The organism is Xanthomonas sp. WHRI 10207 (assembly GCF_040202975.1).
In the GTDB taxonomy this organism is placed as follows: domain Bacteria; phylum Pseudomonadota; class Gammaproteobacteria; order Xanthomonadales; family Xanthomonadaceae; genus Xanthomonas.
Window position 1 is genome coordinate 930982 of the sequence record NZ_JBEGDX010000002.1, and the last position, 13619, is coordinate 944600.

Consider the following 13619-nt stretch of genomic DNA (forward strand, 5'->3'; position numbering starts at 1 on the left):
GAATTGGTACAGCCCTCACCTGACTTTTCCTGGCAGACCAAGCCGCTTTTTACCATTCCCTATTCCCCATTCCCGATTCCCATGAGCCACTCTGTCGAAGACATCAAATCCGAAAGCCGCCGTCTGCGCGGGTCGCTGGAGCAGAGCCTGGCCGATCCGATCACCGGGGCGCTGCGCGAGGACGATCAGACGCTGATCAAGTACCACGGCAGCTACCAGCAGGACGATCGCGATATCCGTGATGAGCGGCGTCGGCAGAAGCTCGAGCCGGCGTATCAGTTCATGATCCGCACGCGCACGCCGGGCGGGGTGATTTCGCCCAGCCAATGGCTGGCGCTGGATGGCATCGCCACCCGGTACGCCAACCATTCGCTGCGCATCACCACGCGCCAGGCGTTCCAGTTCCATGGCGTGATCAAGCGCGAACTCAAGGCGACCATGCAGGCGATCAACGCCACCTTGGTCGATACGCTGGCGGCGTGCGGCGACGTCAATCGCAATGTGCAGGTGGCGGCGAACCCCTTGTTGTCGCAGGCGCATGCCACGTTGTACGCCGATGCCGCGCGCGTGTCCGAGCATCTGCTACCCAACACGCGTGCGTACTACGAAATCTGGCTGGACGAAGAACGCGTATCCGGTTCCGGCAGCGAAGACGAGCCGATCTACGGCGACCGGTATCTGCCGCGCAAGTTCAAGATCGGCTTCGCCGCACCGCCGCTCAACGACGTAGACGTGTTTGCCAATGATCTGGGCTTCATCGCCATCCTGCGCGACGGCGAGCTGCTCGGCTACAACGTCAGCATCGGCGGCGGCATGGGCGCCAGCCATGGCGATGCGGAGACCTGGCCGCGCGTGGCCAACGTCATCGGGTTTATCACCCGCGATCAGTTGCTGGAGCTCGCAACCGCCGTGGTCACCACGCAGCGCGACTTCGGCAATCGCGCAGTGCGCAAGCGCGCGCGCTTCAAGTACACCATCGACGATCACGGTCTGGACACCATCGTGGCCGAGATCCAACGCCGTGCCGGTTTTTCGTTGCAGCCTGCACGGCAGTTCGCCTTCGACCACAACGGCGACCGCTATGGCTGGGTCGCAGGCGAAGACGGCCTGTGGCATCTGACCCTGTCGCTGCCTGCCGGCCGCATTGCCGACACCGACACCGCCGCGCATTTGAGCGGGCTGCGCGCGATTGCGCAGTTGAACGTGGGCGAGTTCCGGATGACGCCTAACCAGAACCTGGTCATCGCCGGCGTACCTGCAGAGCAGCGCGCGCAGATCGATGCGCTGGCTGCGCAGTACGCGCTGGATGCGGGCAACCATGCCGGCACCGCCTTGGCACGCGGCGCGATGGCCTGCGTGGCACTGCCGACCTGCGGTCTGGCGATGGCCGAAGCCGAGCGCTATCTGCCCGATTTCAGCGCTGCGCTGCAGCCGTTGTTGCAGCAGCACGGCCTGGCCGACACCCCGATCGTGCTGCGCCTGTCCGGTTGCCCCAATGGATGTTCGCGTCCATATCTGGCGGAGATCGCACTGGTGGGTAAGGCGCCTGGTCGCTACAACCTGATGCTGGGCGGCGACCGTCGCGGCCAGCGGCTCAACACCTTGTATCGCGAAAACATCACTGAAGCAGAGATCCTGGCCGCGCTGGAGCCACTACTGGCCCGTTACGCCGCAGAACGCGACCAAACCAGCGATGAAGGCTTTGGCGATTTCCTGCACCGCAGCGGCCTGATCGCCCTGCCGCCCTACCCCACGCACCGTCACCTCGACCTGGAATTGCTCGCATGACCGCGCTGCCTGTCGCATCGATCACCTTTTCCGCGTTGGACGATCTGGACGCGCTCAACGCACACCTGGAAACCCTGCGTGCCGACGAACGCGTGGCGTGGGCCCTAGAACATGGCCCGCAGGACGTCGCGCTGTCGTCCAGCTTCGGCGCGCAATCGGCGGTGACGCTACATCTGCTCACCCGGCAGCGCCCGGACATTCCGGTGATCCTGATCGACACCGGGTATCTGTTTCCGGAAACCTATCGCTTTGCCGACGCGTTGACCGATCGGCTCAAACTCAATCTCAAGGTGTATCGCCCGCTGGTCAGCCGCGCCTGGATGGAAGCGCGCCATGGCCGGTTGTGGGAACAGGGCATGGTCGGCATCGACCAGTACAACAACCTGCGCAAGGTCGAGCCGATGCGCCGAGCACTGGACGAGCTCGACGTCGGCACCTGGTTCACCGGCCTGCGCCGTAGCCAATCCGGCGGACGCGCACAGACGCCAATCGTGCAGAAGCGTGGCGACCGCTACAAGATCAGCCCGATCGCCGACTGGACCGACCGCGATGTGTGGCAATACCTGCAGGCGCACGACCTGCCCTATCACCCACTGTGGGAACAGGGCTACGTCTCGATCGGCGACTTCCACACCACCCGCCGCTGGGAACCGGGCATGCGCGAAGAAGACACCCGCTTCTTCGGCCTCAAGCGCGAGTGCGGGATTCACGAGGACATCTGAGTTGAGCTGCGCATCGCGCGCTTTGTAAAGCGTCGCGATGCAACATGTCTTGTTTCAGCGTGCTGTGAGCGTGGCAGACAGCGCAACGCCTGGCGATCTTTCTGGTGGGCTGTGGTGGCCGTAACACGTGCGGCGCATCGCGCCGTCGTTGCAGCAAGATCGCAGGATCTAGACAGGCGTGCTCTTTACCGAAGAGCGCGGCCATGCTGGTCCCAGCGCCGCGAACACAGACGACATCGACGTGAGCTGTAGCTACAGCTACAGCGGCTGAGAGATGCAATCGCTACATGTGCAGCGATAGCGACACGCGCAGCCATCGCATCACGCCACGGCATTCGCTTGCACGCGCTGCATCCAATAACGATCGAACAACCACATCAGCAACAACGACAGCCCGACCAGCGGAAAGAGTAATCCGCACAGCACCAGCAGCACTAGCAACCCGCGCAGGGTGCGTGGGTCGGCGGGCAACGGCGGCACGCCCAAGCCACCCACCGGCCGCCGCTTCCACCACATCACCACGGCACTGACGCACAACAGCACGATCAACGCGCACGCCAGCAGCAGGATCAGCTGATTGGCGGTGCCGTATTGCTGCCCCAGGTGCACATTGATGCCCCATTCCAGCGTCTTGGCCACCGGCCCGTAATCGCGGTATCCCATGTCCAGCAGCACCGCACCGCTGTACTGATCCAGATGGATCACCCGCTGCTGCTGCAGATCGGCCGGATACACCGTCGCGGTATAGACACCGCGCACGCCACGCGGCGGCGACACGCTATAGCCCGACGCAATACCGAGCGCATCGAACCGCGCCATCGCCGCATCCAGACCAATCGCGCCCATCCCCGGCGCAGCGACACTGCCGACGCCACCGTGCGCTGAATGGACTGAATATTCTGACTGGCTTGAATGTTCTGAGTGCGCCGAATGCTGTGAGTGTTCCGAATGCTCTGAGTGAGCTGAATGTTCTGAGTGATCCGAATGCTGCGAGTGATCCGAATGTTCCGAATGTTCCGAATGCTGTGCATGAGCATGGTCGAAGTTAGCCCCTCTCTCCTCGGGGCGAGAAAGCACTGTTTGTGCGCCACTGGCGCGCGTGCCTTGGAGCGCCCACGCTGCTAGCGCGGGTCGGGGGTTGGGGTGCGGGTGGGCCGCACGCACTGCAGCCGCGTGCGGCCCACCCGATTGTCCGTCATGCAATCGCTCATCCAGCGCAGCAGGCACAGGCACAGCAGATTCCGGCAACCGCGCCTGCCGCAGCGACCACGCGGGCTCGCCACTGTCGGTCAGGCGCTGCTCCGACATCGGCTGCTGCACACGCAGCCCGGCCGGATACCCAAAATCATGCCCGTTGGCCCAGCGATTGACCTGCGCGCCCCACAGCCACGACCACGGCATGCCGCTCAGCGCCAGAAACAACAGGATCGCACCCACACCGGCGCCGGTCACCGCGTGCAGGTCGCGCCAGAACAGCCGCTGCGTCGGCGTGCCACGGACGTTGAGCACACCACCACGCCGCCCGCGCGGCCACCACAGGTACACACCCGTAAGCACCAGCACGATCGCCCACCCCGCCGCCATTTCGATCAGCCCCTGTGCAAACGGGCCGATCAACTCCAGACTGTGCAGTCGGCGAATCGTCCAGGCCAGCGTGCCGTGCTCGGGCAAGCGACCCAGCACACGCACGCGATACGGGTCCACATACACCACCGTGCGGGTGCCATGCGCGTCCACCAGGCCGATCTCGGCACTGGCATCGGCACGTTTGGGCGTGGTGTAGCGGAACAACGTCCCACCCTCCTCGCGCTGCGCCACCTCCACCAGTTGCTGTGCGGACGCGCGCGCCGCACCCACCGGCACCACTTTCAAGCCGTGGTGCACGGTGCGATCGATGGCGTCCTGATACAGAAACGCCGCGCCGGTCAGCGCCAGCCAGATGATGAAAGGCAGCACCAGCAGCCCGGCATAGAAATGCCAGCGCCACACGGCCCGATAGAACCGCCAGCGGCCATCCGGCTGCGGTACGTCGACGCTGGTAGTGCTTGTGCGTGTCCGCATCAGAAACTCCAATCCCAGGACACCGACAGCGCGCGGCCATCGCCTGGCGAATAGCCGGAACTACCGCTGTCGTACCACGCGTACACATAGGCGCGATCGGTGACATTGCGCAATTGCACGCTGAGCGCATTACGCGCATCCACGTTCCAGCGCGCGCCAAGATTGAGCAAGGCATAGCCGCCGGTGCGACCCAGGGTATTGCTGCGCTCCAGGTAGTAATCGCCCTGCGCATTGCCCCAGGCGCTGAGCTGCACGGCTGCACTCACCTGCCACTCCAGACCCGCCGTGGCCAACCAGTGCGGCACGTTCTCGATCTCCTTGCCACGCGTGGCCGGCGCGCTGGGATCGGGCGTGGCGATGCTGGCCTTCTGCCGCGAATACGACATCCAGGCACGCCAATGCTCGGCAGGCTGCAGGTTCAGTTGCGCATCCCACCCACGCCGCAGCGTCCGGCCGACGTTGGCCACATCGCCGATGCCGGCCACGCCATTGACACCGAGAATGGTGGCCACCTCGCCGGAGGCACGTTGTTCCCAATACGCCACCCGCCCATCCAGCAGTGCCGACGGGGCGAATTTGAAACCGGCTTCCCAGCCATCGTTGATCGATGGCCCGAGATTGCCCGGCTGGCGACGGTAGGCACCATCGCCACTGCCGATCTGGAAGGTGCGTCCCCAGTTGGCGTACACGCTGCTCTGTTCGCCCACACGGTAGCTGGCACTGAACTTGGGTTGCTTGATGGTGCCGTAGTCGTAGGTCGGCGCCCAGACACCGGCCAGCAGGTCGTGCAAGGTGCCATCGACACGATCGATGCGATATCCCGGCACCAGTTGCAAACGGTCGACCGGGCTCAGCACCGCCTGCACATAGGCACCTTGGGTGTGCAGATCGTAGTTCCAGTCGCGCAGTTGCGCGCCGCGCACGCGTGCGACGGTGCGGTAGCGCTGCGACCGGTTGTCCTGCCACTGCGCATCCGCACCGGCTTCCAGCGCCGCATTCCACACGCCCCAGTCGGGCTGCCAGTTGCCACGCAGCAGCACGCCGCGATGGGTTTCATCGGTATCGCGCTCCTGCTGCAGGCCGGCGGCGGAAAAACGGACCCAGCGTTGATTGCGGTAGTCGTTCTGATAAGCCTTTGCGCTCCACTGCGCATCCGCGCCCAGCGTGCCATCGGCATGCAATGCGGTCTGACGCACACGGCGCTCGCTGCGATCGTCCTGCGCATAGGCCGGCGAACTGCGCGGCGCCGCTCGCGCACTGGCCGCATCCAGATACCCCGCCTCCAGCGCGCGATTGTCGTAGTAGCGCGTGGTCAGCCCGGCACGGAAGGCGCCATCCGGGTCGGTATAGAACCACTTGCCGGCGACGCTGCGTTTGCGCGCATCGGCGTGCGCGCGATAGCCATCGGAATCGCGCCAGGCCAGCACATAGTTCTGGCTCCACGGGCCCCGCTCGACACCCTTGCCCAGCTGCACTTCGCGCGCACCGAAACTGCCCGCGGTGACGCTGAGGCGGCCATCGTTGCCACCGGTGCGGGTCAGCACATCCACGCTGCCGGCGATGGCGTTCAAGCCATACCGCGCATCGTTGGTGCCGCGCACGATTTCGATCGCACTGATGTCCTGCGGAAACACCGCATCCAGATAGGGCATGCCACCGGCGTTGTCGTTGCTGGGGATACCGTCGATCAGCAGCTTGACCGCGTTGATCCGCCCCTCGCCGTTGAAGCCACGGAACGAAAACCGCCCTGCATCGGTGCCCATGCGGAATTGGGTCACCTGCACGCCGGGCGCGCGCATCAGCAGTTCCCAGCTGTAATCCACGTGCTGATCGTGCAGCAGCGCACCACCGATCACGTCCACCGAACTCAGCACGCGCGCGGTACTTGGCGTGCGCTGCACGTGCTCGCTCACCTGCACCTTGCCCAGCGTCAATGCCGCATCCTGCGCCTGCACCTGGCAGGCTTGACCGCACACCAGCGCCAACGAAGGCGCGTACCACATCGTTTTCAACAACCGTAACCGCATGACCAACCCTTTGCCGCGACACCACGGCAATGCCGCCGTGCGCCGCCCCCAAAGGGCAAGCACCGGCTTCATTCAAAGAATGCGTCGTCCATCGAGTGCGCACAGGCACGCCAACGCATCAGGCGCAGACAGGCTGCAGCAGAACGGACGCCCGCAACGGGGCAAGGCTCAGGCGTACAACGGTGGCCCACGCGCTCCAAGGGCGGTCCAGCGCAAGGCCGACCATGCCCGCACCGCGGCGGGCAGCGGCATCGGCACCGGGCGTCGCTGCAACAGACACAGCACCAGCAGTGCCAGCCAGGGCAGCAGGCGCGCGGCCAACATGCAGTAGTCGCAGGCTTCGCCATGCAGCGCGGCGTCATGGTCGCCGGCGCGTTGCGGGGCGCCGGGCATGCCGTGATCCCGAGGCACTGCGCTGTGCGCTTGCGCAGGCGCGTGGCTCGCATGCACTGCAGCGCTGGTGCTAAGCGCCGGGCCGCTCATGCACATCGGCTCGAGCATGCGCGCCTGGCTCCAGCGGCTGATCAACGGCGCCAACAGCATCAGCGCCACTGCCAGGCAGGCGAGCAGGTGCAATAGACGATGGCGATGAAGCGCGTGCATCGCCGCAGTGTAAGCCGCCATGTCGGCAGGAGCGATGGGAGCGGCCAATGCGCGACCGGATGTCGCACCCAAACCCGTGCAGGCGTCCGGGCGGACCGGCATCGCACGCTGACGCCTGTCGACCTGCGCCCCATCAGCCATCGCCACGGCCGAGTCGATGAAGCGCAGCCCATCACCTGAATATCACTGCCGCCCCATTGTCCAGGCCGGCAGTCACAGTTCTACCGGTGCGTATAAGACCGCGCGCGTGGGAGGCGTCGCCATGCCCTATGCTTGGACGTCATCCCATTCATCCAGCGCGCGCATGAGTACTGTCCTGTCCGATCCAGCGGCTGAGCCACTTCCCTGCGCGCCCAAACCGCCCAGCGAGGCGCTGCGCCTCCAGGCCCTGCGCAGCTACGGCATCCTCGATACGCCGCGCGAGGCCGCCTTCGAAGACATCACCCGGCTGGCGTCGATCATCTGCCAGACCCCGATCGCCCTGATCAGTCTGGTGGACGCCGACCGCCAGTGGTTCAAGAGCGAGCTCGGCATGGGCGAGCGCGAGACGCCGCTGTTCAAGTCGATGTGCGCGCATGCGCTGCTCGACAGCGACGTGCTGGTGGTGCCCGACACGCGCGAAGACATCCGTTTTTCGCGCAACCCGCTGGTGACCGGCGAAGCGCCGCTGTACTTCTATGCCGGTGCGCTGTTGAAGACGCCGGACGGCCTGCCGTTAGGCACCGTCTGCGTCCTCGACCGGCAGCCGCGCAAGCTCACCGACGAACAGGTCGAGGCGCTGCGCGCGCTCGCGCGCCAGACCATGGCGCAGCTGGAATTGCGCCGTGCGCTGCTGATCGCGGAAGAATCCGACCGCTATCGCAGCCGGCTGATGGCCATTGCCGGGCACGATCTGAAGACTCCGCTGCGCACCGCTGCCTACGCCATCGACAAGATGCGTCGGCATGCCAACGTCGATTCCATCCCGACCTTGGTGACTGCGCGCGACGCGATCAGCCTGGTCGGTCGCAGCCTGGACGAACTGGCCACGCTGGCCGCCGCAAGCAAGTCCGCCATGCCGGATCTGCAGCCGCTGCAGCTGGAAGACGTGCTGCATTCGGTGCTCGGCGTCTGGCGCCAGCCGGCCATCGACAAGTGCCTGTCGCTGCGCCACGTACCGACCTCGCTGCGCGTGCGCAGCCACCCGACGTTGTTGACCACCTTGATCGGCAATCTGGTCGGCAACGCGATCAAATACACCGAGCGTGGACGCGTGCTGGTCGGCACCCGCCGCCGGCCCGGCTATGCGGTGGTTGAAATCATCGACAGCGGCATCGGCCTGAATCTCGAGCAGCCCGAGCAGGTCTTCCAGGCGTTTCGCCAGGCCGACCCGCGCAGCGACGGCCTGGGCATCGGGCTATGGATCGTGCACCGCACCGCCGAGACGCTAGGGTGCGAGGTGAAGGTACGGCCACGTTCGGAAGGCGGGACCTGTTTTTCGGTTCGCATTCCGTTGGCCTGACGCAGTCGCGCGCAACTGCGTGGCGATGTGCGACCGCGCAGCTGTGCAGCAGGCTTGGCGCACGTCGCTTCACAGGCGTTGATTCGAGTATCCGGCGCTCGCCAAGAGCGGCCAACCCAGCTCGGCCGCCGACGCGTGCTGCGATTGTTTCGGCGAAAAATCGGCAAAAAAAAGGCGGACCCGAGCTCCCGACCCGGATCCGCCGCCAAACACGCCAGGCCTCTCCCCAGGGACCCGGGTGCGCCAGCCGCGCTGTGTGCGCAGCCTCGCGCAACAGTGATGCGACAGCGCTAGCAACCTTTCGACGACACCACTGATCACACCGGTGAAGCGATACCTGCATCGCCGGTCCTGCGCCGTCCACCCCTAGACGTCCGAAGTGTCGCGTCATGGTTGCTATAAGGGTTTACGACAGCGCCGCGCCCAACTTGATGGGTGCCGACAACGCGGCTAAGGCGGCCCTGACACGTGTAGGGAGAATCACCGACAGCAACACGCGCAGCGCATCGACCAGCGCTTGCATGGCATTGATTGCAAAGAGGATTTGCGGGCCACTCTACGCTGCAGTGCAACATGCAATTCGCATTAGCGGACACGACAACAACAGCACGCAACACACCCAGCGCACCACGACGACGTGGCAGAAACCGCTGTTACGAATTCCGACTGCCTAATCTCCAATCCCGGCCTCATCCCCCTGCTGCGCAAACCACGCCGCCGAATGCACGTCCTCGGCCGCCACTTCCAGCAGCTGACGCAACACGGCCAGCGGAATCTGCACCGGCGTTGCGCCGGCCTGCAGCGCTACCCACAGCGATTCGTCGTGCGGGTCGGCCAGCACCGTCAGCATGGCGTGCTCGCGTCCGTCGATGTTTGCCGACAGTTGCAACGACATGCCGCCATCGGGTTCGGGCGACCACAGTCTGCTGAGCGACGGGCGTACTGGCTTTGTCATCGTCTAGCGCTCAACTGGTGATGGTCTGGGTCAGCGATTCCCAGGTCGGCGGCAGCGGCCAGTTCGGCGCCTGATTGCCGTCCAGTACACGGCGCAGGTCGCGCTTGTCGATCTGCGGCGCCAGCACATGCACCAAATCCAGCGCGTAGTCGCGCAGCACGCGGTCGCGCGGCAGCACCGCCCAGGCGATGCACTCGGCGATCGGCGGCGGCGCCGGCCAGGAACGCAGATCTTCGTCCTGAGCGTTGACCGCCATCTCGGCCACCAACCCCACACCGAGCCCGGCGCGCACATAGGTCTTGATCAGGTCCGCATCCAGCGCAGTTAGCGCGATGCTCGGCTCCAGCCCGACCTGCGCAAACGCCCGCTGCAGCGACGAGCCCGGTCGGGTGGACGATTCGTAGCTGATCAGCGGGTGCTCGGATAGCGCCTGCATGTCCGGTGCCACCCGCGTGTCCAGCGCATGCCCGCGCGGCACCACCACCAGCCGCCGCCAGCGGTACAGCGGCACCGCAATGCCGGCACTCGGCTCGCCGCCGGCGGTGCTGACCACGGCAATATCCGCATCGCCCTGGCTGAGCAGATCCAGCGCCGCACTTTCGGCGGCCTGCTGCAGATGCACGCTCACCTGCGGGTAGGCGTGCTTGATCTGCGCCACCGCCGGCGGCAGCACGAAGCGCGCCTGGGTGTGGGTGGTGGTCAGGGTCAGCTGGCCCTGACTTTCGCGGCGCTGGTTGGCGGCGTAGGTGCGGATGTTGTTGGCTTCCGACAGCACCGCGCGTGCCCGCTCGATCACTTCCACCCCGGCCGGCGTCACCGCGTCCAGGCTGCGTCCCTTGCGCACGAACAACAGAAAGCCCAGCTCGTCTTCCAGCTGCTTGAGCTGCTTGGACAGGCCGGGCTGGGTCGCGTGCACACGCGCTGCCGCCAGCGTGATGTTCAGCTCGGCATCGGCGATGGCCACCAGGTAGCGAAGTTGGGTCAGCGTCATGGGCTTATGTCCAAAAAAGCGCGAGGCGCCACAAGGACTTGGACTGTAGAGGAGTTCTGCGGCCCAGCTTATAACCGAACGCTATTTTTAGGGCGCATGAAGTCATTTCCGACGGCTATAAGCCGGCGTTACGGTCTGGCCCTCCCTTTCGATGCCCCGGTCCGTGACTTCTGCGTTCCCGCTCCTTGCCGACCTGCGTGGCCGTGCCGTCCTGGTGGTCGGTGGCGGTGCCGATGCCGAACGCGCCACCGCCAACCTGCTGCAGGCCGGGGCGCTGCCGCTGGTTGGCGCCCCGCAACTGACCCCACAGTTGCAGCAGTGGGCGCGGGCTGGCCGGCTTCGATGGCTGCCCGGCTACTTCGACCCCGCCTGGCTAGCGCTGCCCGATACCCCCGTCTGGCTCACCATCGCCGCCAGCGAGCAGCCGGAACACAACGATGCGCTGCGCGCCGCAGCGAGCAGCCAGCGCTTGCTGACCCACAGCGCAGCGCCGGCCGCATCCGCAACTGCGCCAGCGCCCTCCCCCGCGCCGCAGGTAGGTGTCGCGCCGCTCTCCCCCGGCAGCGTGACCCTGGTCGGTGCCGGCCCTGGCGATCCCGGCCTCCTCACGCGCCACGCGGTGCGCGCGCTCCGGCAGGCCGAGGTGGTGCTGTACGACCGTCTGGTCAGCCCGCAGATCCTGCAACTGGCCCGCCGCGGCGCAGTGCGTGTGGAAGTCGGCAAGGCCGCGCAAGGCCATAGCACCCGCCAGGAACAGATCCATGCGCTGATGCTGGAACACGCCCGCGCCGGGCGCCGGGTGGTTCGGCTGAAGGGCGGCGACCCGTTCGTGTTCGGCCGTGGCGGCGAAGAACTGGAATTCCTGCGCGCACACGGCATCGGCTTTCAGGTGGTCCCCGGCATCACCGCCGCGGTCGCCTGCGCGGCCTATGCCGGCATCCCGCTCACCCATCGCGATCACGCGCAATCGCTGCGCCTGATCACCGCGCACTGCAAGGATTCGCTGGACACGCTGGACTGGCACGCGCTGGGCCAGGAGCGCCAGACGCTGGCCTTTTACATGGGCGTGGCGGGCCTGGACGGTATCCAGCAGCGCCTGCTGCAGGCCGGCCGCGCGCCCACCACGCCATTCGCCCTGGTGGAAAACGGCTCGCGCCCGCAGCAGCGGGTGATTACCGGCACGCTCGCCACCCTGGCCAGCAGCGCACGGCAGTTCAAGGTGCAGGCGCCCGCTCTGCTGATCCTGGGCGAAGTGACCGCGCTCGCGCCGACACTGCATTGGTTCGGCGCTGCACCGCTCAGCGCGCCGCTGCCACACTCACCCATCGCAACGCCCGACACGCCCACACTCGCCCACGCAGCCTGAATTCGACGGAGACCCCATGGCCCTGTACGACAACATCCTCGACACCATCGGCCGCACCCCGGTGGTCAAACTTCACCGCCTCGCCCCGGACAACGTCACCTTGTACGTCAAGGTCGAGGCGTTCAATCCGGGCGGCTCGGTCAAGGACCGCCTGGCGCTGGCGATCATCCTCGACGCCGAGCAGCGTGGCCTGCTCAAACCCGGCGATACCATCGTCGAAGCCACCTCCGGCAACACCGGCGTGGCACTGGCGATGGTGGCGGCCGCGCGCGGCTACAAGTTCGTCGCCACCATGGTGGAAACCTTCTCCATCGAGCGCCGCAAGCTGATGCGCGCGTATGGCGCCAAGGTCATCCTGACCCCGGCCGCCGAGCGCGGCAGCGGCATGGTGCGCAAGGCCAAGGAACTGGCCGAGCAGCATGGCTGGTTCCTGGCCAGCCAGTTCGCCAATCCGGCCAACCCGGCCTATCACCGCAACACCACCGCTGCCGAAATCCTGCGCGACTTCGCCGGCCACCGGCTGGACCATTTCGTCACCGGCTGGGGCACCGGCGGCACGCTCACCGGCGTGGGCGAAGTGCTACGCGTTGCCCGCCCGGAAGTGCGCATCACCACCAGCGAACCAGCCGGCGCCGCGCTGTTGCAAGGCCAGGACTGGAAGCCGCACAAGATCCAGGGCTGGACCCCGGACTTCATCCCCGAGGTGCTCAATCGCGAGGTCGCACACGAAGTCCTGAGCGTGGAAGACAGCGATGCGATCACCATCGCGCGCCGCCTGGCCGCCGAAGAAGGCATCTTCACCGGCATCTCCGGCGGTGCCACCGTCTCCACGGCGCTGCGCGTGGCCGAGTCTGCCGCACCCGGCGCGGTCATCCTGGCGATGCTGCCCGATACGGGCGAGCGCTACTTCTCCACCCCGCTGTTCGCCGACATCAATGAAGGCTCGGATGACGATTGGCTGGCTGGCCTGCCCTGAGCAGACGGTTGGTTGGCACGGAAAGGCCGCGCGTTTAGCGCGGCCTTCTTTGTTCTGGGACCGGGGGAAGCGAAGTCGATCGACAGACCCCCGCATCACCGCTTGTTTTATCGCGGCATCGGACTGAGCACAACCGGATCGCCATTGCGATCGAGCACCCTGCAGTGCATTGCGGAACCCATGCTGGGCGGCACGGTTGCCGAAGCAATCGCACCATGGCAATAGCGCCCAGCGCACCTGATTGCGTGCGCTTTTCGGCAAAGACAATCACAGCCGAACCGGGAAAAACACATCAGGCAAGCACCGCAGTGCGTTCGCGTCGCCGCCAGCCACACGCAGCCCGCCGCATCGGCGGCCGTACCGCGAGTGCCCGCCGCCACACCCTGATGGCGGGCACGCAATCGAAAACGGCGACGCGCCCGCTGATAGATCGCCGCAACATGGCCTCGCCTGATGAAAGACGCCGCATTGCGCATGCACGTCATACGAGCAGCGCTCAACGCCTTGTAAAGAGCACACAACCGTACCGAGCCGCGACGGAAACGCCCTTTCCGGCTACCCAAGTCTCCGGCCCTACCCAGTTCCCCCGCGACACATTGCATTGCGATGGATGCACTCCCCTCCTTGTC

Annotated in this window: 10 protein-coding genes; 5 read left to right on the forward strand and 5 right to left on the reverse strand. The window is 66.0% G+C overall.

Annotated elements, in window-relative coordinates:
* The first annotated feature begins 81 nt into the window (after window positions 1-81).
* Together cysI and ABQU90_RS09575 are read left to right on the forward strand one after the other, a co-directional pair.
* Window positions 82-1788, forward strand: a complete 1707-nt coding sequence (gene cysI / locus ABQU90_RS09570; RefSeq protein ID WP_323522289.1) for an assimilatory sulfite reductase (NADPH) hemoprotein subunit — start codon at window positions 82-84, stop codon at window positions 1786-1788.
* On the forward strand, window positions 1785-2510 hold the full coding sequence (locus ABQU90_RS09575) for a phosphoadenylyl-sulfate reductase (protein ID WP_323522288.1): 726 nt from the start codon (window positions 1785-1787) through the stop codon (window positions 2508-2510). The genes cysI and ABQU90_RS09575 overlap by 4 nt, the downstream gene beginning before the upstream one ends.
* Window positions 2511-2831: 321 nt before the next feature.
* Here ABQU90_RS09575 and ABQU90_RS09580 read toward each other — a convergent pair whose 3' ends face one another.
* The 3 genes from ABQU90_RS09580 to ABQU90_RS09590 all read right to left on the reverse strand — a co-directional run bounded on the left by ABQU90_RS09580 (window position 2832) and on the right by ABQU90_RS09590 (window position 7201).
* Window positions 2832-4571, reverse strand: a complete 1740-nt coding sequence (locus tag ABQU90_RS09580; protein ID WP_323522287.1) for a PepSY-associated TM helix domain-containing protein — start codon at window positions 4569-4571, stop codon at window positions 2832-2834.
* Window positions 4571-6574 carry a TonB-dependent receptor gene (locus ABQU90_RS09585; protein ID WP_323522286.1) on the reverse strand — a complete coding sequence of 668 codons (2004 nt, stop codon included), beginning with the start codon at window positions 6572-6574 and terminating at the stop codon, window positions 4571-4573. Before ABQU90_RS09585 ends, ABQU90_RS09580 begins: the two co-directional genes overlap by 1 nt.
* A 192-nt stretch (window positions 6575-6766) precedes the next feature.
* Entirely contained in the window at window positions 6767-7201 is a 435-nt protein-coding gene (locus ABQU90_RS09590) for a DUF2946 family protein (RefSeq protein ID WP_323522285.1), read from the reverse strand.
* 304 nt (window positions 7202-7505) lie between these two features.
* Between ABQU90_RS09590 and ABQU90_RS09595 the strand changes: the two genes are divergently transcribed.
* Window positions 7506-8702: a sensor histidine kinase gene (locus ABQU90_RS09595; RefSeq protein WP_161963934.1), complete on the forward strand. Its 1197-nt coding sequence runs from the start codon at window positions 7506-7508 to the stop codon at window positions 8700-8702.
* Between the two features lie 670 nt (window positions 8703-9372).
* Here ABQU90_RS09595 and ABQU90_RS09600 read toward each other — a convergent pair.
* Both ABQU90_RS09600 and ABQU90_RS09605 read right to left on the reverse strand, forming a co-directional pair.
* The gene (locus tag ABQU90_RS09600) at window positions 9373-9657 is read right to left on the reverse strand and encodes a hypothetical protein (RefSeq protein WP_323522284.1); all 285 of its coding nucleotides are present in this window, start codon (window positions 9655-9657) and stop codon (window positions 9373-9375) included.
* A gap of 10 nt (window positions 9658-9667) precedes the next feature.
* Complete coding sequence (locus ABQU90_RS09605) at window positions 9668-10648, reverse strand: LysR family transcriptional regulator (protein ID WP_323522283.1); 981 nt, start codon at window positions 10646-10648, stop codon at window positions 9668-9670.
* 163 nt (window positions 10649-10811) lie between these two features.
* On the opposite strand from ABQU90_RS09605, the gene cobA reads away from it, so the two are divergent.
* On the forward strand, window positions 10812-12014 hold the full coding sequence (cobA, locus tag ABQU90_RS09610; protein WP_323522282.1) for a uroporphyrinogen-III C-methyltransferase: 1203 nt from the start codon (window positions 10812-10814) through the stop codon (window positions 12012-12014).
* A gap of 16 nt (window positions 12015-12030) precedes the next feature.
* Window positions 12031-12990 carry a cysteine synthase A gene (gene cysK, locus ABQU90_RS09615; RefSeq protein ID WP_323522281.1) on the forward strand — a complete coding sequence of 320 codons (960 nt, stop codon included), beginning with the start codon at window positions 12031-12033 and terminating at the stop codon, window positions 12988-12990.
* Window positions 12991-13619 lie beyond the last annotated feature (629 nt).